Origin of the sequence: Antarcticimicrobium luteum (assembly GCF_004358185.1) — a bacterium.
GTDB classification, from domain to species: domain Bacteria; phylum Pseudomonadota; class Alphaproteobacteria; order Rhodobacterales; family Rhodobacteraceae; genus Antarcticimicrobium; species Antarcticimicrobium luteum.
In genome coordinates, this window is record NZ_SMUV01000070.1 from 14,078 (window position 1) to 33,897 (window position 19,820).

Below are 19,820 nucleotides of genomic sequence, written 5' to 3' on the forward strand. Positions count from 1 at the left end.
ACGCCGCGCCCTGTCGCGGTCCAACGATAGGACGATTCAATGCCCAAAGGTCTCACTTTCCTGCCCGCGCTGGCGTTCGCCGCTCTGATGGCTCTTCCAGCCCTGGCCGAGGGCCCCGGCGCCGATACGGTGGTTGCCCGCGTGAACGGTCAGGAGATCAGGCTGGGCCATGTGATCATCGCCCGCGCCTCGCTGCCGCAGCAGTACCAGCAGCTGCCGCCCGAGGTTCTCTATGATGCGATCCTGGAACAACTGATCCAGCAAAGCGCGCTGGAGCAGGCCCATGGCGATGAGATCCCCAACGGCGTGAAACTGTCGCTGGAAAACGAGCGCCGCTCGCTGCTCGCCGCCGAGGAGATCGAGAAGATCATGGCGACGGCGGCCGGTGAGGACGACCTGCGCGCCGCCTACGAGGCGCAATACGGCGCCGCCTACGATGAACGTGAATTCAATGCCTCGCACATCCTGGTCGAGACCGAGGAAGAGGCACAGGCGATCAAGGCCGAGCTTGACGGCGGCGCCGATTTCGCCGCGCTGGCGAAAGAGAAGTCCACCGGCCCCTCGGGACCCAACGGAGGCGAGCTGGGCTGGTTCGAAAAGGGCATGATGGTTCCCGAATTCGAAACCGCCGTCATGACGCTGGAACCGGGCCAAGTGTCCGATCCGGTGCAGACCCAGTTCGGCTGGCACGTGGTCAAACTGAACGAGAGCCGGCAGAAAGAGGCGCCCGACTTCGACAGCGTGCGCGACGATCTGGCCGGCGAGCTGCGCCAGAAGGCCGTGTCCGAGCGCGTCGATGCGCTGGTGGCCGCCGCCGAGGTCGAGCGCCCCGAGGTCGAAGGGCTGGAGCCCACCATGATCCACAATCTGGATCTGTTGAGGAACTGACGCCATGGCCAAAATCGCCCATGTTTCGCCGCTGGCGCCCGCATCCTTTCCCGACCTGCCGCTGATCGGCGGTGTCCGGTTCGCCTCGGCCGCCGCCGGGGTTCGCTACAGCGGCAGGACCGACGTGATGTTGGCGGTGCTGCAGCCCGGGACCGCCGTCGCCGGTGTGTTCACCAGATCCGCCACCCGCTCTGCCCCGGTGCTGGACTGCCAGGAAAAGCTGGGCGACGCGGCCGACGGGCCGGCCGCGATCCTCGTCAACTCGGGCAACTCCAACGCCTTTACCGGCCATTACGGCCAGGCGTCGGTGGCCGAGATCACCGCCGCCGTGGCCGGTGCCACCGGGGTTCCGGCGCGGCGGGTCTTTACCGCATCGACCGGGGTGATCGGGGAGCCGCTGCCGCATGAGCGCATCGTGGCCAAGCTGGAAGAGCTGAACGACGCGCTGACGGACAGCGCGATCGAGGACGCCGCGCGCGCCATCATGACCACCGACACCTTTCCCAAGGGGGCCAGCGCCACGGTCGAGATCGCCGGCACGCCGGTGCGGATCGCCGGCATCGCCAAGGGATCGGGCATGATCGCGCCGGACATGGCGACGATGCTGGTCTATATCTTCACCGATGCGGCCTATGATCAGACGGCGCTTCAGGCGCTGCTGGGGCGGCTCACGGACAAGACCTTCAACTGCATCACCGTGGACAGCGACACCTCGACCTCCGACAGCCTGATGCTGGCGGCGACCGGGACGGCGGGCGTCGATGCCACCGGCAACGCGGAGTTCGAAACCGCGCTGCACGGCGTGATGCTCGATCTGGCGCAACAGGTGGTGCGTGACGGCGAGGGGGCGACCAAGTTCGTCGAGATCCGGGTGACCGGCGCCGCCAGCGATACCGACGCCAAGGTGCACGGGCTGGCCATCGCCAACTCGCCGCTGGTCAAGACCGCCATCGCCGGCGAGGATCCCAACTGGGGCCGTGTCGTCATGGCGGTAGGAAAATCCGGCGCAGCCGCCGACCGCGACCGCCTGACCATCCGCTTCGGCGATATTCTTGTCGCGGAAAACGGCTGGGTCTCTCCCGACTACAAGGAAGCCGATGCCGCCGGCTATATGAAAGGGCAGGAACTGGTGATCGCCGTCGATCTGGGGCTGGGCGCGGGTCAGGCCACCGTCTGGACCTGCGATCTGACCCATGGCTATATCGAGATCAACGCGGATTACCGGTCGTGAAAACGGTTCTGGTCTCTGCCGTTGCGCTGATCGACGTCGACGGCCGCGTGCTGCTGGCGCAGCGCCCCGAGGGCAAATCCATGGCGGGCCTCTGGGAATTTCCCGGCGGCAAGGTTGAGCCGGGAGAGACGCCTGAGGCGGCGCTGATTCGCGAACTGGAGGAGGAACTGGGCATCAACACCTGGTCCTCCTGCCTGGCGCCGCTGACCTTTGCCAGCCACAGCTACGACGATTTCCACCTGCTGATGCCGCTCTTTGCCTGCCGTAAATGGCAGGGTCAGCCGCATGGGCGCGAGGGGCAGGCACTGAAATGGGTGCGCGCGCGCGACCTGCGCGACTACCCGATGCCGCCGGCCGATCTGCCTCTGATCCCGATCCTGCGCGACTGGCTCTAGGCCGCAGGACCACCCGGAAACTGCCTCAAATTATTGCATATTTTGAGGCGCCCTCTCGATTTTTCACCACATTTTGTGCGTCCGTGTGACGTATTGGTGAAATTTCAGGCGCTTTGCGTCTAGGTGAATTCGCCTGAACGGTGTAGAATACAACCATTGGCGTGTATGAGGAGGACCAGACATGCTCCGGACCATCACAGTCGGAAGTTGCGTATCCGTACAGGGTGTTTTTGTCCGGTCATTGCCCGATGGCAGGATCGCGGTCCGGGTTGGCCACAGTATCTATGAAGGCAAACCCGTCCAGACAGCGGCATAGGCAGGCAGGCCCAGCACCAGAAATAAGGGGACGACGCAGCGCGCCGTCCCCTTTTTCATTGCCCGTCATCCGATCCGGATCACTCCAGCGTGCGGGTCACTTCCTCGCGCTCGAAAATTTCGATCACATCGGCGGGGCGGACATCTTCGTAGTTCTCGAACGCCATACCGCATTCCTGGCCCGATTGCACCTCGGCAACCTCGTCCTTGAACCGTTTCAGCGTCTTCAGCGTGCCTTCGTGGATCACCACGTTGTCGCGCAGCAAACGCACCCCGGCCGAGCGGCGGGCGATCCCTTCGGTGACCAGACAGCCAGCAACCTTGCCGACGCCGGAGACCTTGAAGACCTCTTTGATTTCGGCGTACCCGATGAACTTCTCGCGGACCTCGGCCGACAGCAGGCCTGAGGCCGCCGCCTTCACGTCGTCCACGAGATCGTAGATCACCGAATAATAACGGATCTCCACGCCCTTCTGGTTGGCCGCGTTCCGCGCCGGCGCATTGGCCCGCACGTTAAAGCCGATGACCGGCGCACCCGAGGCTTCGGCCAGGCCGATGTCGGTTTCGGTGATGGCGCCAACGCCCGAATGCAGCACGCGCACGCGCACCTCTTCGTTGCCGACCTTTTCCAGCGCCTGGACGATGGCCTCGGCCGAGCCCTGCACGTCGGCCTTGACCAGAACCGGCAGCTCGGCGACGCTCTTGTCGTCCTTGGCCTTCTGCATCAGTTGTTCCAGCGTCGTCGCCGCGCCGGCGGCCGCGCGCTTCTCTTTCGACTTTTCCTCACGGTATTCGGCGATCTCACGCGCCTGCGCCTCGGTCGCGACCACGTTCAGGACGTCGCCCGCCTCCGGCGTGCCGTTCAGGCCCAGCACCTCGACCGGGACCGACGGACCGGCCTCCTTGACGCGCTCGCCCTTGTCGTTCTCCATCGCGCGGACCTTGCCCCACTGTTCGCCGACGACAAAGATGTCGCCCTGACGCAGGGTGCCCTGCTGGACCAGAACCGTCGCCACCGGGCCGCGGCCCACATCCAGCTGCGCCTCGATCACGGCGCCTTGCGCGGCGCGGTCGGGGTTGGCCTTGAGTTCGAGAATCTCGGCCTGAAGCGCAACTGCCTCCAGCAGTTCGTCCAGGCCCTGGCCGGTCACCGCCGACACCTCGACATCCTGCACCTCACCGGACATTTGCTCGACGAGCACCTCATGCTGCAGCAACTCGGTACGCACCTTGTTGGGATCTGCGGCGGGTTTGTCGACCTTGTTGATCGCCACGATCATCGGCACGCCGGCCGCCTTGGCGTGGTGGATCGCCTCGATGGTCTGCGGCATGACCGAATCGTCTGCGGCGACCACCAGGATGACGATGTCCGTCACCTGCGCCCCGCGCGCCCGCATCGAGGTAAAGGCCGCGTGGCCCGGCGTATCGAGGAAGGTCAGCGTCGCGCCATCCTTGGTCTGCACCTGATAGGCGCCGATATGCTGGGTGATACCGCCCGCCTCGCCAGAGGTCACGCTGGTGTTGCGGATCGCATCCAGCAGCGAGGTCTTGCCGTGGTCCACGTGGCCCATGATGGTGATGACCGGCGGACGCGAAATGAGATCCTCGGGGTTCTCCTCGACCTCCTTGATCACGTCCTCGACGTCTGCATCCGAGACGCGCACGACCTTGTGGCCGAATTCCTCGATGATCAGCTCGGCGGTGTCGGCATCGATGGTCTGGTTCTGCGTGACCATCATGCCCATGTTCATAAGCGATTTGACCACGTCAGCGACGCGTTCGGCCATACGGTTGGCCAGCTCGCTCACAACGATGGTTTCAGGCAGCTGCACGTCGCGGACGACCTTTTCCCGCTCGACATTGCCGCCCATGGCCTTTTGCCGGGCACGCTCCTGCTTGCGCTTCATTGCGGCCATCGACCGTTGCCGGCCACCTTCGCCGCCGGACAGCGCCTGGTTCAGCGTCAGCTTGCCCGACCGGCGGCCGCCATCGTCGCGGCCCTTGCGCGGGGCGCGCGCGGGTTGCTCGCGCTCGACCTTGTGGGGGGTCTGCTGCGGAGCCGCCTTGCTGCGGCCCGCGTCCGGCGCCGCCGTCGGCTCGGCAGGCGCGGCGGCGGCCTGCTTGGCGGCCTCCTCGGCTTCGCGCCGCTTGCGGTCTTCTTCCTCGGCCTTTTGACGGGCGCGCTCTTCGGCCTCGCGCTGCTCGCGCTCCTTGGCCTCGGCCTCGGCGCGGCGACGTTCACGATCCTCGGCGCGCTGACGCTCGTCTTCCTCGCGCTGGCGGGCCTCGTCGACCTCACGCGCCTTGGCGGCCTGCAGAGCCTTCAGGCGGCGCTCCATTTCGGCATCGGAAATCCCGGCGGGACGACGTGACGGATCACCCGTCCTGGCAGAGCCGGCGCCGGGCGATTTGCTTCCACCTGGCTTGGGCACGACAACGCGCTTCCGCTTGGTTTCCACCACGACATTCTTTGTCCGCCCATGGCTGAAACTCTGTTTCACGTTCCCCGAACGGGGACCACCACGCAGACCCAAAGTCTTTTTGCCGTCACTATCGCTCATAAAGCTCTTTTTCCTTCCCGGCGGCCGTTGCCGCCGTCCGTTTCGCGCACTCCGCGCAAGCGTTGCGCTTCCTCTACAACACGTTTGCCGAGTCCACCAGAGGCCAGCGCCGCATGTATCACAGTTTCACGACCAAAGGCCATTCCCAGCTCATCCGCCGTCAACCACCCGATATAGCGTCCGTAGTGCGGCGTGCTGAGTTTCGATTTACCACGGCCAGACCCGTCGATCGCCTGGATCAGGACCTCTGCCTGGTCCTTGTCGAGCCAGGTCTTGACCTTCTCGTACCCGGCCACGGCATCGCCGGACTTGCGGGCCAGGCTGATCAGGTCGATGACCCGGCGGGCCAGTTGCCGTTCCACGGTCTCGGCCAGATCGGCCGGAACGCTCACCTTTTCCTTCAGGCCCCGCGCAAACAGGTTCTTGTCGATCGCCCGTTTCAGCGCCGCCCGATCGGCGGCGACATAGACGCCGCGACCCGGCAATTTGCCCAGAATGTCCGGCACGACGCTGCCGTCGGGCCCGGCCACAAACCGGATCAGACCAGCCTGCGGATGCACCTCGCCCGTGGCGATGCACTTCCGTTCGGGACCGTCCTGCCGGTCTTTCGAGGCGCCACCGCGACTCATGTCGGACCCCACGGGGCCTGAGATCAGGCCCCGGCCTCCTGGCTGGTGTCGGTTGCGTCGCCTTCGATCTCGGTCTCGTCCTCTTCGTCTTCCAACTCTTCGGGATCAACCCAGCCAAGCTGGATTCGTGCGGTCATCACCAGGTTCTGCGCCTCTTCCAGCGACATGTCGAAGGGTTCGAGGATACCGTCATCCTTCACGCGTTCACCGTCGACCGTGGTCCAGCCGCCGGCCAATTCCCAGTCGGCGCAGGTGGCGAAATCTTCCAGCGTCTTGACGCCGTCCTTGGCCAGCGCCTCGATCATCTGGGGTGTCAGGCCGTCGAATTCAACCAGGCTGTCCTCGACGCCCAGGCTCCGGGCATTCTCAAGCGCGGCCTTCGCCTGTGCCTCGAGATAGTCGCGGGCGCGCGCCTGCAGCTCTTCTGCGGTGCTCTCGTCGACGCCGTCGATCACCAACAGCTCATCCTGTTCGACATAGGCCACCTCTTCGAGGTTGGTGAACCCCTCCGAAACCAGCAGCTGGGCAAAGAATTCGTCCAGGTCCAGCGTGTCCATGAAGAGGCCTGTGCGCAGCTCGAATTCCTTCTGGCGGCGCGCGCTTTCCTCTTCCTCGGTCATGATGTCGATGTCGAGCCCGGTCAGCTGGCTGGCCAGACGCACGTTCTGGCCGCGCCGGCCGATCGCCAGGCTCAGCTGCTCCTCGGGCACCACGACCTCGATCTTGCCGGCTTCCTCGTCCAGCACCACTTTCGACACCTCGGCCGGTTGCAGCGCGTTCACCAGGAAGGTCGGCATATCCTCGGACCACGGGATGATGTCGATCTTTTCACCCTGAAGCTCGTTCACCACCGCCTGCACACGGCTGCCGCGCATACCGACGCAGGCCCCCACCGGGTCGATCGACCCGTCATAGGAGATGACGGCGATCTTGGCGCGGCTGCCGGGATCCCGGGCCACCGCCTTGATCTCGATGATACCGTCATAGATCTCCGGCACTTCCATCTTGAACAGCTCGGCCATGAATTCCGGCGACGTGCGCGACAGGAAGATCTGCGGCCCGCGCGGTTCGCGGCGCACATCCTTGATGTAGCAGCGGATGCGGTCGTTCGGACGATAGCTTTCGCGGCCGATCTTTTCGTTGCGGCGCAGGATCGCCTCGCCCGAGCCGACATCGACGATAACGTTGCCGTATTCCTCGCGCTTGACGACGCCATTGATGATGGTGCCGGCGCGGTCCTTGAATTCCTCGTACTGACGATCCCGCTCGGCTTCGCGGACCTTTTGCAGGATCACCTGCTTGGCCGACTGCGCGGCGATCCGGCCCATTTCGACCGGCGGCACCTCTTCGACGAACTCATCGCCCACCGCGGGATCGGCCATGTACTGTTTGGCCTGCTCGACCGTGAATTCCGCCTGGTAATTCTCCAGCTCGTCATCCGCGACCACGGTACGCACCCGGGTAAAGGTGGCCTTGCCGGTCTTGCGGTCGATGTGGACGCGGATGTCCATCTCGGCGCCATAACGGCTCTTGGCGGCGCGCGAGAGGCTCTCTTCCATCGCCTCGACCACAAGACCCGGGTCGATCATCTTTTCGCGGGCCACCGCCTCGGCGGTCTGCAAAAGCTCAAGCTGGTTTGCGGAAGTGATAGCCATCACATGTCCTCCTGGGCGGACCCTTCGGTCTCGATTTCGTCAAACTTGTTTTCATCCAGGGTGCCGGCCGCCTTGCGCTGACGCAGCATCTCCTTGATCAATTCGTCGGTCAGCACCAGCTTGGCATCGCTCAGCCAGTCGAAGGTCAGCCCGATCGTCACCGTCTCGCCGTTCTGGTCGATGTTGATCAGAACCTCGTCGCCCTCGATCCCGGCCAGAATACCCTTGAACCGCCGGCGCCCGTCGATCATTTCGGCGGTCTCCAGCTTGGCCTCATAGCCCTCGAAGGTGTCGAAATCCTTCAGCCGGGTCAACGGCCGGTCGATACCGGGACTGGAAACCTCGAGCGTATAGGTGTCCAGGATCGGATCCTCGACATCCAGAACCGCGCTGATCGCGCTTGAAATCTCGCCGCAGTCATCCACCTCGATGCCGCCGCCTTCCTTGTCGGCCATCACCTGCAGGGTGGTCGATTTGCCGGACATCAGGCGCACGCGCACCAGCTCAAACCCCAGATCCTCGATCACGGGGGTGATGATCTCGGCCAGACGCCGGTCAATCGCAGCCTTTGCTATCAGGTCGTTGCTCATATCGTCCAAACACAAAAAAACGGGCCCGCGGCCCGTCATACATAGTCCGGTGGAGCCCCAGGCCAGAGCCTGACGCGCCGCTGTTGAAAGGGCATATACGCGGTGACGGCCGAGTCTTCAACCCCCTGCGTTGCAGGGCCCGAAATTGCCCTCAGGCGATCCACCACCGCTCTGCGATCCGCTCATCGTCCAGTGCCGCGCGGGTGCCGATCGTGCGCGGAATCCCCACCCCGCACCGGGCCGCCAGCGCCATGTCGTCGGCCGAGGGGTGATAGCGGAACTCGCCCCGCTCCAGCAGCCCCTCTGGCGCCGGCAGCGCCGCCACATCGACATAGCCGTCGCGCAGTGCCTCGGCGCGCACGGCGGCATCGGGAATCACGATGATCTCGATGCTGTCGGCCCAGCCTGCCCGGCCCTGTTTATAGTGGTCCTCAACCTTGCGGGCGCGGAAATGGCGGCCCTCCTGGGCGCTGTCGGGGCGATAGGCGCCGGTGCCGACGGCCTCGCGCAGGGGTACGTCGATCCGGCCCGCGGGCGCGATGATGCGCCCCGGCGCGGCCAGATGAAATGGCAGATCCGGATCCCCCGACGCCAGCTCCAGCAGCAATGTGCGCGGTCGCTCGGCCTCCACCCGGATCAGGCCGGGCACCTCCCAGGCGCGCACCGAGGCGGCGGCATCCTCGATGCCCAGCACCCCGCCATCATGCAGCCGCACCCCCTCGCGCAGATCGAACCGCCACCGGCGCGCATCGGCGCTGCCGCTCCAGCTTTCGGCCAGTTCCGGGCGCAGCACACCGTCCGGGCCGATCTCCGTCAGCCCGTCGAACACCGCGCCACGCGCCAGCCGCTCCAGGCTGCCGTCGCGCGGCACCGCCAGCCGCAGCCGCCCGCCGGGGCGCGGCGCGGCATCCAGCGACACCCCGCTCGCCGCCAGCAGGGCGGCGGCCGCACCCGAGGTGAACAGCGCACGCCGGTCCAGACGGGTCATGCCACCGCCTCCGCGATCCGGTCCATCACCCGAACCAGTTCGGCGCTGATCCCCGGCTCGGACAGGGCGTGGCCCGCGTTGCGCACCATCTTCAGCTCGGCCATCGGCCAGAGCTCACTCAGCCTCCACGCCCCGCTGGGCGGGCAGATCATGTCGTACCGACCCTGAACGATCCTGCCCGGAATGTGCGAAATCCGGCCCATATTGGCCAGAATCTGACCGTCGAACTCAAGGAAACCGCCATTGACGAAATAGTGATTCTCCAGCCGCGCAAAGGCCCGGGCATAGTGGCCGGGGCTTTCGCCCGAACGGCCGTCCGACAGTATCGAGGCCAACGCGTTTTCCCAGGCGGACCAGGCGCGGGCGTATTTCGTCTCTTCCGCCAGATCTCCAGAGAACAGCCGCTTGTTGTAGGCTGCGATCAGGTCGCCGCGCTCGTTCGCCGGGATCGGCGCGACAAAGCGCGCCCAGGTCTCGGGCCAGAACCGCCCGGCGCCGCCGCCGTAGAACCAGTCAAGCTCGCCCTTGGTCATCAGAAACACGCCGCGCAGAACCAGATGCGTCACCCGCTCGGGGTGGGTCTGGGCATAGATCAGGGACAGCGTCGCGCCCCAGCTGCCGCCAAAGACGATCCAGCGGTCGATCCCGAACAGCCGGCGGATCCGCTCAATATCCGCGACCAGGTGCCAGGTGGTATTGTCCTCGACCGACGCATGCGGGCGCGACCGTCCGCAGCCGCGCTGATCGAACAGGATCACGCGATAGACCGCCGGGTCGAAATAACGCCGCATCGCCGGGCTGCAGCCGCCGCCGGGGCCGCCATGCAGCACCACCACGGGGATGCCGTGTGGATTGCCGCACTGCTCGACATAGATGCTGTGGCCCTGCCCGACATCGACCATCCGCTGATCGAACGGGTCGAACGACGGGTAGAGGTATTGCACAGCGCGCTTTTGATCCGGGGATTTGTCCATTACAGCCCTATATAACCTCTCAGGATAAAAGAGCGAATGGTGAACAGAATGCAAGCGTCTCAATCCACGGTCGACCCTGCGGAAATCGCCAAGTTCGAGGCGATGGCCGCCGAATGGTGGGATCCAACGGGCAAGTTCAAGCCCTTGCATATGCTCAATCCCTGCCGCCTCGACTATATCACCGGCCAGATCGCCGGCGAGTTCGACCGCGACCTGTCGGCGCAGGTGCCGTTCGCCGGGCTGAGGGTGCTGGATATCGGCTGTGGCGGCGGGCTTTTGTGCGAACCGATGGCCCGGCTGGGCGCCGAGATCGTCGGGGCGGACGCCGCCGAGGGCAACCTGCCGGTGGCGCGAATCCATGCAGAGCAATCGGGACTTGAGATCGACTATCGCCACACCACCGCCGAGGCGCTGGCCGCGGCCGGCGAACAGTTCGACGTGGTTCTGAACATGGAGGTGGTCGAGCATGTGGCCGACCCGCTGTCCTATCTCACCGCCTGCCGCCAGCTGATGAAGCCCGGCGGGCTGCACATCTGTTCGACCATCAACCGCAACCCGAAATCCTTCGCCGTGGCGATCCTGGGGGCCGAGGTGGTGATGCGCTGGCTGCCGCGCGGCACCCATGAGTGGTCGAAATTCATCACCCCCGACGAGTTGATCGATCTGCTGAAGAATTCCGGGGTGGAGCCGGTGGATCGCAAGGGGTTCGTATTCAACCCGATGAGCTGGCGCTGGAGCATCTCCGACCGCGACCTGAGCGTGAACTACGTCACCGCAAGCGTGAAGCCGGACTGAGGGCCGCGCCCCCGCTTCCTCTCACCGCGAATACCCCCGGAGCAAAGCCCCCCTGCGCGGAACAAGGCCGAAGGCCGCCTTTCGTGCAATCGCCGAGAGACGCGCAGGAGCCGGACCACCCCCGCGATCCGGCGCTTTCTCGGCTTGCTCTGTGGGGGGCGTTCGCCCTGACCTACTCGCCCCGCTCCAGCCGCAGCCGCAGATCGCGCAGCACCGGCAGCACCGCGCGCACCTTGTCCGCGCCCAGTTCGCCCACCACCTGGTTGATCATCGGGGTGATCGCCGCCACCGCCTGATCGCGCGCCTGTTTTCCAGCCGGGCTGATGGCCACCATCTTGCGGCGCGCGTCGTCCCAGTCCGGACGGATGTGCACATAGCCCGCCCATTCCAGCTTGTTCAGCGTGTTGGTCATCGCCCCGCGGGTGACATGAAAGGTATCGGCCAGCTGCGCCGGGCTACGCTCGTCATGGATGAACACCAGATGGTTCAGCACCGAGAAATGCGAAATCTCCATGCCCTTGGGCAGCACCCGGCTGAGCCGGTTGCGCAGGAGCTGGTCGGCAGTCAGCAGTTCGCTGAACAGGGCCACCGCAAGGGAGTTGTTGGAGTCTTCGGTCATGCGGTTATGCGGTCACGGCCCGTCAAAGTCCCGGATATGCGTCAGCGAGGGTATCTTGGCCCGCGCATCCTCTACCAGCGCCGGGTCCATGTCAAAGACGTGGATGCCCGGCGCGGTGCCGGCATCGACCAGAATCTCGCCCCAGGGCGAGATCGCCAGGCTGTGCCCGTATGTGCGTCGCTCTTTGCCCCGGGTGGTCGGATGGGTGCCGGTCTGCGCCGGCGCCAGGACGAAACAACCGGTCTCGATGGCGCGGGCGCGCAGCAGCGTCTCCCAGTGGGCGGCGCCGGTCACCGGCGAAAAGGCCGCCGGAACCGTCAGGATTTTCGCCCCGGCCCGGGCCAGCGCCTGATGCAAATGCGGGAACCGAACGTCATAGCACACCGTCATCCCCACAGCGCCGAACGGGGTTTCCGCCAGAACCGCGCGATCGCCCGGCCGGAACCCGTCCGATTCGCGATAGGTTTCCTCGGCCGTGACCTGCACGTCGAACATGTGGATCTTGTCATAGCGCGCGGCGATACGGCCATCGGGACCGATCAGAAAGGACCGGTTGGCGAACCGCCCGTCCGCATCGCCGGTTTTCAGCGCCAGAGAGCCGATCAGCAGCCAGATCCCCAGTTCCTCGGCCTGCAGGCGCAGCGCGGCAAGGGTCGGGTCGTCCGCTTCGAGGCACAGAACCTCCTCCTGCCGGGACCGGCTGGCGGAAACGCAGTTGGTCACCTCGGGCGTCAGGGCGAATTCCACCCCCTCCGCCGCGGCTTCGGCCAGCATCCATTGCACCTGGCGCAGATTGTCGCCCGGATCGTCGCCCGAGCAAATCTGGACCAGCGCGGTCTTCATGACGCCGCCAGCAGCGCGTCGAGCTTGCCACCGCTTTCCAGCGCATAAAGCTCGTCGCAGCCACCCACATGGGTCTCGCCGATAAAGATCTGCGGCACCGTGCGGCTCCCGTTCGCGCGCTGGATCATCTCCGGCTTGCGGCCGGGCTCGGCCCAGACATCAATCTCGGAGAAGGCAACGCCCTTCTGTTTCAGCAGCCGTTTGGCTGCGTGACAATAGCCGCAAAGCGGCGAGGTATAGATCTCGACCGATTTCATATCTGATCCCCTGGATATAACGCCTTGTGCTGGATTTAGTCATCCTTTGCAACGCGCGCCAGTACCACGACGTCAACCGAGGCCGCGCCACCCGCATGGCAGGCCGCCGCGCAGGCCGCCAGAGTTGCCCCCGAGGTCATCACATCATCGACCAGCAGCACCGGCCGCCCCGCCATCCGGCGGCGGCGGCGCGGATGGGCGGAAACCGCCCCGGCCAGGATCGTCAGGCGGTCCCCGGCGCTGGCATGGTCCAGCATCGGTGTGCGGCGATGTCGGATCAGCAGATCGGGGCACAGCGCCGCCCCGGTCTGCGCCGCCAGCGCCCGCGCCAGCAGCGCCGCCTGATTGTAGCGCCGCCGCAGCAGCCGGGTCCAATGCAGCGGAACCGGGGCGATCAAGGTCTCACGCTCCAGCATCGGGCGCGCGGCGCGGGCCAGCCAGACACCGGCGGGCCGTGCGATATCGGGCCTGTCGCCATGTTTCAGCGCCAGCACCAGTTGCCGCGCCCGGTCGGCATAAAGCAGCGCGGCGCGCCCCTGCCGCCAGGGCCGCGGCGTCTGCATGCAGTCGTCGCATTCGACCCGATGCCCGTCCCGCGCGCCCTCAAGCGGAATGCCGCAGCTGTCGCAGACCGTGCCGCCGATAAAGGGGGTATCGCGCCAGCAGGCGCCGCAAAGGCCGAAATCGCTCTCCACCTGGGCGCCGCACCCCAGGCAACGGGGCGGGTAGATCAGCGCAACGGCGGTTTGAAACCCGGCGCGCATCGGCTTAATGAGTGTCCATGACATCTGCGCCCCCCCTGTTCGACAGGCACGCCCTGTCCGTCCGCCGCGCCCGGATGCGCGACGACAGCCTGTTCCTGCACCGCGCCGCGCTGGACGAGGCTCAGGATCGCCTGTCCATGGTTAAAAGAACCTTTACGGCGCCCGCCATCGTCACCCCGGCGCCCGATCTGTGGCGCGCGGCCCTCCCCGAGGCGAAGATCGTCGCGGACGAGGACACGCTGGCGCTGGAGCCCGGTGCGCATGATCTGGTGATCCATGCCATGTGCCTGCACAGCGCCAACGATCCGGTGGGCCAGCTGATCCAGTGCCGCCGGGCGCTGAAAGAGGACGGCTTCCTGCTCGCCTTCCTGCTGGGCGGCGAAACCCTGAACGAGCTGCGCGCGGTGCTGGGCCAGGCAGAAACCGAAGTGACCGGCGGCCTGTCGCCCCGGGTCGCGCCGATGGCCGAGATCCGCGATCTGGGCGCGCTGCTGCAACGCGCGGGCCTGGCGCTGCCGGTGGCCGACAGCCTGACACTGACGGCGGAATATCGCGATCTGACCCACCTGATGCACGATCTGCGCGCCATGGGAGAGGCCAACATTCTCGCCAACCGGCTCCGCCGCCCCACCCGCCGCGGCGTCTTTGCCCGCGCCGACGCGCTTTATGCCGAACATTTCGCCACGCCAGAGGGGCGGCTGCGCGCCAGTTTCGAACTGGTCGGGCTGACCGGCTGGGCACCGTCCGACAGCCAGCCCAAACCGCTGCGCCCCGGATCGGCGCAGGCGCGGCTGGCCGATGCGCTGAATACGACGGAAAACCCGCTGTCTGATTGACGGGTCGCCAAATCCCTTTATCTGAGCCGTTGACCCCAGAAAACAGGATCGCCCCATGACCGACGCCGCCCGCCCCGCGCACGCCCCCACTGATCATCCGAAGATTCCGGCGCCGAAGACCGGCGTGCTTCTGGCCAACCTCGGCACGCCGGACCATTACTCCTACTGGCCGATGCGCCGGTATCTGAACGAATTTCTCTCGGACCAGCGCGTGATCGACTATCCGGCGTGGAAATGGCAGCCGCTGCTGCAATTGATCATCCTGTCGAAACGGCCGTTTTCCAGCGGCGCGGCCTATAAGTCGATCTGGAACGACGAGCGGAACGAAAGCCCCCTGATGACGATCACCAGAGCGCAGACGGAAAAAGTCGCCGCCGCGCTCACCGACCGCCACGGTGACCGGGTCATGGTCGATTTCTGCATGCGCTACGGCAACCCCTCGACCAAGAGCAAGGTGCGCGAGATGGTCGCCGCCGGTTGCCAGCGCATCCTGTTCTTTCCGCTATACCCGCAGTATGCCGGGGCGACATCGGCCACCGCCAACGACCAGTTCTTTCGCGCTCTGATGGACGAGGCCTGGCAGCCCGCATCGCGCACGGTGCCCGCCTATTTCGACCACCCCGCCTATATCGAGGCGCTGGCGCAATCGGTCGAACGCGCCTATGCGGCGGCGGACAGAAAACCCGATATTCTGGTCTGTTCCTATCACGGGATGCCGGAACGCTACCTGATGCAGGGCGATCCCTATCACTGTCAGTGCCAGAAGACGACGCGCCTGCTGAAGGAGCGGCTGGGCTGGACCGACAGCGATCTTGTCACCACCTTCCAGTCGAAATTCGGCCCCGAGGAATGGCTGAAGCCCTATACCGTCGATCACGTGGCCGAGCTGGCGCGGCAGGGCAAGACCAAAATCGCGGTGATCGCCCCGGCCTTTTCCGCCGATTGCATCGAAACGCTGGAAGAGATCAACGAAGAGATCAAGGACAGCTTCGAGGAGGCGGGCGGCGAGGATTTCACCTATATTCCCTGCCTCAATGACGATGACGCGCATGTCGACGCGCTGTGCGCGGTCATCGGTGAGAATCTGGCCGGCTGGATCACCTGACCCCGGCGCCGGTGGACGCGACCCCGATCAGACAGTGGCGCAAAAAAAAGGCGGTGGGAAAACCCACCGCCTTTTCCGTAATCGGTTTGAAGCGATTAGCTGCCGGCGACTGCGGCACCAACCAGAACCAGCAGCAGCAGGGGCAGCAGGATGCCGCTCGAGGAGCTGTTGGCTTCTTCAACGATAACCGGTGCTTCAACAACCGGCTCGGCCAGCGAGCCAGCGGTTGCGGTCGAAGCGGCACCAGCCAGGACAGCGGCGAGAACGAGTTTCTTCATATTAACCTCCAGATTTCGCACAAACCCATAATCCGAGTCTGCGCACCCAAGACTTACCTCGTGGACTTTTTTTAAGCAGCTTAAGGGTACGATTGCAAACGCTTGTTTCCGCTTCTCGCACTTGCAGCACCATTATGTCGTCAAATTAGCAACACTTGCGTACCCACTTTGGTCAGCGAGAACAGCTGGGCGATATGTTCATTATAAAGCCCGATGCAGCCGTTCGACGACCTGCGGCCGATTTTGCGCGTGTCGTGGGTCCCATGGATGCGATAATATTTCCAGCTCAGGTACAATGCATGGGTTCCCAGCGGATTGTCCGGACCCGGCGGGATATAGTCCGGCCATTCCGGATTCCGTTTCTTCATCGACGGGGTCGGCGACCAGCTCGGCCCGACAACCTTGCGGATCACGCTGGTGCGTCCGCGCCGCGTCAGCTCGTCGGTCAGCGGCACGCTGGACGGGTACAGCTTGTAGGTCGAATGATCCTCGGACCAGAAATGCAGCGCCCGCGACCTTGTATCGACCAGAATCGCGCCGTTCCGCAGGTTGCTGAAATACGGCTGCCAGCTCAGTGAGCGGAAGCTCGAAATATTGTGGCGTACCGGCGGTTCCGCCGCCGGCGGCGGGCGCAGCGGATCGGCGTCTTGTTCGGTCTCGGTCGCCAGCGCCGGCGCTCCGATCAGCGCGGCGCTCCCGGCCAGGAACCCGCGACGCGTTGGCGTCAGGAATGAAGATTTCGACATGACACAACCTACCCTTGCTCTTCTTCCTCGATCGATCCTCATAATATGGCGTGAATGCCTCAGTCGCAAATCAAACCGTCCGGAACCGCCGATTGAGGGCCCCTGCCCGTTTGCGCCCGCGGCCGATGCGCGCTAAGTGCGGGGGAACGGACAGATTTCAGGGTGGGTCATCGTGCGCTTTCTCTCGCTATTGCTTGCCAGTCTTCTGGTTCTCGCAGCCTGTGACACGGGATACGAAACACAGGGCACCGGAACCAGCACCAGCGGCCTTTCGACAAAAGTGTATCGCATCCGTGGCGGCGACACCTCGAAGGTTCAGTACCGCATACTGGATTCGGTCAATGCATTGCGACAGGCCGCCGGCGTCCCCCCGGTAACGCTGAATGCGCGCCTCACCGCCGCGGCGGCAACCCATTCCCGCGACATGTCGGTGCAGAACCGGCCCTGGCACTTCGGCTCCGACGGATCCTCGCCGCTCGACCGAGTACAGCGGGCCGGGTACGAGGGCACCATGCTGGGCGAGAATATCTCGGAAACCTACGAGACCGAGCTTGAAACCCTCGCCGCCTGGATGGAGGAATCCGGCACCCGCTCGGTGATCCTCGACAAGGGCGCAAAGGACATGGGCTTCGCCTGGTATCAGGAACCCAACGGCAAGCTGTGGTGGACCATGGTGATGGGCGGCTGAACCCGGGCCGGGCCCCGGCTCGATCCGTGCCCCCCCGTTCGGACCTCGCTCAGGCCCGCAGCGTGATCGGGGTGCCGTTGCGCACCATGGCATAGATTGTCTCGATCTCGCGGTCCTTCACGGCGATGCAGCCGGCAGTCCAGTCCGGCCTCTTTGGCCGAAACGCCAAAGGCTGGCCATGAATGAAGATGTCTCCACCCGGGCTTTTGCCCATCGCCCTGGCCCGTGCCACATCCTGCGCATTCGGATAGGAAATGCCCAGTGACAGGTGAAAATCGCTGTTGGGGTTGCGCCGGTTGATCAGATAGGTGCCCTCGGGCGTCCTGCCGTCGCCTTCGGCACTCTTGTGGCCCTGCGGGGCAAAACCCAGATCCACCCTGTACCCTTCAAGGATTTCGCTGTGGTGCAGCAGGTAGAGGCTGCGCGCGCCCTTGTTCACCACGACCGAGGTGACCTCCGGTCCGCGATAGCTCCGGAACTTGCCGCTCGAACAACCGGCCAGCGCCAGCGACGCCGCGGCCCCGAGTGTAAATGTGCGTCTTTTCATCTCGCGCTCTCTGCCTAAGCCTCCCGCCTGAAAATACTCCTGGCGGGTCGTATTTAAAAGTCACTTTTTATCGTCCAGCCGCCTCTCGATGGCTTCCAGCCGGGTCAGAACCTCGTCGCGGTAGGCATCGGTCCGGTCGCCGGCTTCCTGCTGGTGGGCATCCTGCATCGAATTCACGATCAGGCCGACCAAAAGGTTCACCACCGCGAATGTCGTCACCATGATAAAGGGCACAAAGAACGCCCAGGCGTGCGGATGCACCACCATCACCGGGCGCACGATGCCCATCGACCAGCTTTCCAGCGTCATGATCTGGAACAGCGAATAGGCGCTGAGCCCCAGCGTTCCGAACCATTCGGGGAAATCGGCGCCGAACAGTTTGGTGGCGATCACCGAGCCGATGTAAAAGATGATCGCCATCAGGAAGAACACGCTGCCCATGCCCGGCAACGCGGTGATGAACCCCTCGACCACCCGCCGCAGCCGCGGTGCGACCGAAATCACCCGCAGCACCCGCAGGATCCTGAGCGCCCGCAGCACCGACAACCCCTGCGCGCCGGGCACCAGCGAGATGCCGACGATGAAGAAATCGAACAGGTTCCAGCCAAAGGTGAAGAACCGCCAGTTCTGCGCCACCATCTTCATCGCGATCTCGATGACGAAGATCGCCAGGCACAGCTTGTCGAGGCCCTCGATCATCGGCCCGGCGCGCAACATCAGGTTGTTCGAGGTTTCCATCCCCAGAAGCACCGCGTTGACCACGATCACCCCGGTGATGAACTGCCCGAACCGCGGGTGTTCGAGAAAGCGCTCGAGTCGGGTCCTGAAAAACATCCGCCTGTCTCCTGCCTAGTCGCCCTTCGTATCCGACAGCGTGAACGCCGCCGCAAGCTCCACATGCGCCGACCAGCGAAACTGGTCCACCACCTGCACCCAATTCAGGCGATAGCCGGCCGCGATCAGCCGCGCCGCGTCGCGCGCGAAGGTCACCGGGTTGCAGGAAACATAGGCGATCACCGGCAGCCGCGCCAAGGCAAGCTGCTCGACCTGCGCCTCGGCGCCGGCGCGCGGCGGATCCAGAACGGCGGCATCGAACGGCGCGGTGAACGGCACCAGCTCATCGGGCAACAGCGGCCGGCGGAACAGATCCCGCGTCTCGGTGGTCACCGCCTTGAGCCCCTGCGCCTTGCGCCAGCCGGCATCCAGCGCCGCGGTCATCGCCCGGTCGCCCTCGACCGCGCGCACCTCGGCCCGCTCGGCCAGCGGCAGGGAAAAGGTGCCGCAGCCGGCGAATAGATCGACGACTCGCCGCGCGCCGCCCACAATCTCGCGCACCGCGGACAAGAGCGCCGCCTCCCCCTCGCGCGTGGCTTGCAGAAAGGCGCCGGGTGGCGGCACCACGGCGGCGGCGCCAAACCGCTGCACCGGCCCCGCCCGCAGGGCGATCACCTCGCCGTCCCAGGCCAGCCGGGCCAGCCCCTCCCGCTCGGTCAGTTGCGCCAGCGCCAGTTGCAGCGGCCCGTCCAGCGGTTTGCCCCCGCTCACCGAAATATCGAGTCCGGCCTCCGACAGGGTGACGGTGACGGCCAGCACCCCCTTGCGGCTGCCGCCGGTCACGGTCAGCGCCTCGGCCACCGGCAGGGCCGCCAGAAGCTCCGGCGCCAGCAACCAACAGTCGGGAATTTCGACAATGGTATCCGAGGCACGGCCGTGAAACCCCACCAGCGCGCCCTTCTTGGTGCGCCGCGCGGCAAAACTGGCCCGTCGCCGCGATCGCGCGGGCGAGGTCAGGATCGGGCGGAAATCGGCCTCGATCCCCTGGACCGAGAGCGCCCTGCGCATCACATCGACCTTCCAGGCCGCAACGAAACCGTCGCTGGCATGTTGCAGCGCGCACCCGCCGCAACCCTGATAGTGCCGGCAGGGCGGCTTCACTCGGTTTTCCGATGGGGTCTCGATCCGGATTTCGGTCAGCCGGTCGCCGTCCCGAACGCCGCTGACAACCTCGCCCGGCAGCGTGCGCGGGGCAAAGACCGGGCCGGTCGCCACACCGTCGCCCTGATGCCCCAGCCTGTTTATGATGAACTGTTCTGCCATCGTTGCGTGATAGCGGGCC

At 65.3% G+C, this 19,820-nt stretch carries 22 protein-coding genes; 7 read left to right on the top strand and 15 right to left on the bottom strand.

The window, feature by feature from the left end; all coding sequences use genetic code 11:
* Positions 1-39 precede the first annotated feature (39 nt).
* From E1832_RS14880 to mutT, 3 genes are read left to right on the top strand one after another with little or no spacing between them, the layout of a single operon-like run.
* Complete coding sequence (locus E1832_RS14880; RefSeq protein WP_133360561.1) at positions 40-888, top strand: peptidylprolyl isomerase; 849 nt, start codon at positions 40-42, stop codon at positions 886-888.
* 4 nt (positions 889-892) lie between these two features.
* Positions 893-2,119 (top strand): bifunctional glutamate N-acetyltransferase/amino-acid acetyltransferase ArgJ, encoded by a 1,227-nt coding sequence (gene argJ, locus E1832_RS14885; protein WP_133360562.1) that lies wholly within the window; start codon positions 893-895, stop codon positions 2,117-2,119.
* The gene (gene mutT / locus E1832_RS14890; protein WP_133360563.1) at positions 2,116-2,514 is read left to right on the top strand and encodes an 8-oxo-dGTP diphosphatase MutT; all 399 of its coding nucleotides are present in this window, start codon (positions 2,116-2,118) and stop codon (positions 2,512-2,514) included. Before argJ ends, mutT begins: the two co-directional genes overlap by 4 nt.
* Before the next feature lie 395 nt (positions 2,515-2,909).
* Here mutT and infB read toward each other — a convergent pair whose 3' ends face one another.
* From infB to pip, 6 genes are all read right to left on the bottom strand, one after another.
* Positions 2,910-5,390 (bottom strand): translation initiation factor IF-2, encoded by a 2,481-nt coding sequence (gene infB, locus E1832_RS14895; RefSeq protein ID WP_133360564.1) that lies wholly within the window; start codon positions 5,388-5,390, stop codon positions 2,910-2,912.
* Positions 5,387-6,019, bottom strand: a complete 633-nt coding sequence (locus tag E1832_RS14900) for an RNA-binding protein (protein WP_133360718.1) — start codon at positions 6,017-6,019, stop codon at positions 5,387-5,389. Before E1832_RS14900 ends, infB begins: the two co-directional genes overlap by 4 nt.
* Positions 6,020-6,042: 23 nt before the next feature.
* The gene (nusA, locus tag E1832_RS14905) at positions 6,043-7,674 is read right to left on the bottom strand and encodes a transcription termination factor NusA (RefSeq protein WP_133360565.1); all 1,632 of its coding nucleotides are present in this window, start codon (positions 7,672-7,674) and stop codon (positions 6,043-6,045) included.
* A complete protein-coding gene (rimP, locus tag E1832_RS14910) occupies positions 7,674-8,264 on the bottom strand; it encodes a ribosome maturation factor RimP (protein ID WP_133360566.1) in 591 nt (196 codons plus the stop codon). The genes nusA and rimP overlap by 1 nt, the downstream gene beginning before the upstream one ends.
* Before the next feature lie 151 nt (positions 8,265-8,415).
* A complete protein-coding gene (locus tag E1832_RS14915; RefSeq protein WP_133360567.1) occupies positions 8,416-9,252 on the bottom strand; it encodes an ABC transporter substrate-binding protein in 837 nt (278 codons plus the stop codon).
* A complete protein-coding gene (gene pip / locus E1832_RS14920; RefSeq protein ID WP_133360568.1) occupies positions 9,249-10,226 on the bottom strand; it encodes a prolyl aminopeptidase in 978 nt (325 codons plus the stop codon). Before pip ends, E1832_RS14915 begins: the two co-directional genes overlap by 4 nt.
* A 48-nt stretch (positions 10,227-10,274) precedes the next feature.
* On the opposite strand from pip, the gene ubiG reads away from it, so the two are divergent.
* Complete coding sequence (gene ubiG / locus E1832_RS14925) at positions 10,275-11,021, top strand: bifunctional 2-polyprenyl-6-hydroxyphenol methylase/3-demethylubiquinol 3-O-methyltransferase UbiG (protein WP_133360569.1); 747 nt, start codon at positions 10,275-10,277, stop codon at positions 11,019-11,021.
* 172 nt (positions 11,022-11,193) lie between these two features.
* On the opposite strand, the gene E1832_RS14930 is transcribed toward ubiG, so the two are convergent.
* The 4 genes from E1832_RS14930 to E1832_RS14945 are packed head-to-tail and all read right to left on the bottom strand — an operon-like array spanning position 11,194 to position 13,528.
* Complete coding sequence (locus tag E1832_RS14930) at positions 11,194-11,640, bottom strand: MarR family winged helix-turn-helix transcriptional regulator (protein WP_133360570.1); 447 nt, start codon at positions 11,638-11,640, stop codon at positions 11,194-11,196.
* Positions 11,641-11,652: 12 nt separating this feature from the next.
* A complete protein-coding gene (locus E1832_RS14935; protein ID WP_133360571.1) occupies positions 11,653-12,483 on the bottom strand; it encodes a carbon-nitrogen hydrolase family protein in 831 nt (276 codons plus the stop codon).
* Positions 12,480-12,740 (bottom strand): glutaredoxin 3, encoded by a 261-nt coding sequence (grxC, locus tag E1832_RS14940; protein WP_133360572.1) that lies wholly within the window; start codon positions 12,738-12,740, stop codon positions 12,480-12,482. The genes E1832_RS14935 and grxC overlap by 4 nt, the downstream gene beginning before the upstream one ends.
* A 35-nt stretch (positions 12,741-12,775) precedes the next feature.
* On the bottom strand, positions 12,776-13,528 hold the full coding sequence (locus E1832_RS14945; protein WP_245514004.1) for a double zinc ribbon domain-containing protein: 753 nt from the start codon (positions 13,526-13,528) through the stop codon (positions 12,776-12,778).
* On the opposite strand from E1832_RS14945, the gene E1832_RS14950 reads away from it, so the two are divergent.
* A complete protein-coding gene (locus E1832_RS14950; RefSeq protein ID WP_133360573.1) occupies positions 13,522-14,340 on the top strand; it encodes a methyltransferase domain-containing protein in 819 nt (272 codons plus the stop codon). The genes E1832_RS14945 and E1832_RS14950 overlap by 7 nt on opposite strands.
* 55 nt (positions 14,341-14,395) lie before the next feature.
* Entirely contained in the window at positions 14,396-15,445 is a 1,050-nt protein-coding gene (gene hemH / locus E1832_RS14955; protein ID WP_133360574.1) for a ferrochelatase, read from the top strand.
* A gap of 95 nt (positions 15,446-15,540) precedes the next feature.
* Here the strand turns inward: hemH and E1832_RS14960 are convergent, their stop codons facing one another.
* Positions 15,541-15,723 (bottom strand): hypothetical protein, encoded by a 183-nt coding sequence (locus E1832_RS14960; protein WP_133360575.1) that lies wholly within the window; start codon positions 15,721-15,723, stop codon positions 15,541-15,543.
* A 140-nt stretch (positions 15,724-15,863) separates the two neighbouring features.
* Positions 15,864-16,469, bottom strand: a complete 606-nt coding sequence (locus E1832_RS14965) for a L,D-transpeptidase (protein WP_133360576.1) — start codon at positions 16,467-16,469, stop codon at positions 15,864-15,866.
* 169 nt (positions 16,470-16,638) lie between these two features.
* On the opposite strand from E1832_RS14965, the gene dalA reads away from it, so the two are divergent.
* The gene (dalA, locus tag E1832_RS14970; protein WP_133360720.1) at positions 16,639-17,157 is read left to right on the top strand and encodes a divisome-associated lipoprotein DalA; all 519 of its coding nucleotides are present in this window, start codon (positions 16,639-16,641) and stop codon (positions 17,155-17,157) included.
* 49 nt (positions 17,158-17,206) lie between these two features.
* Here the strand turns inward: dalA and E1832_RS14975 are convergent, their stop codons facing one another.
* From E1832_RS14975 to E1832_RS14985, 3 genes are read right to left on the bottom strand one after another with little or no spacing between them, the layout of a single operon-like run.
* Positions 17,207-17,704, bottom strand: a complete 498-nt coding sequence (locus tag E1832_RS14975; protein WP_133360577.1) for a L,D-transpeptidase family protein — start codon at positions 17,702-17,704, stop codon at positions 17,207-17,209.
* 60 nt (positions 17,705-17,764) lie between these two features.
* Positions 17,765-18,538, bottom strand: a complete 774-nt coding sequence (locus tag E1832_RS14980) for an ion transporter (protein WP_133360578.1) — start codon at positions 18,536-18,538, stop codon at positions 17,765-17,767.
* Between the two features lie 15 nt (positions 18,539-18,553).
* Positions 18,554-19,801, bottom strand: coding sequence for a class I SAM-dependent RNA methyltransferase (locus E1832_RS14985; protein ID WP_133360579.1), 1,248 nt, complete (start codon positions 19,799-19,801; stop codon positions 18,554-18,556).
* Positions 19,802-19,820: the final 19 nt, after the last annotated feature.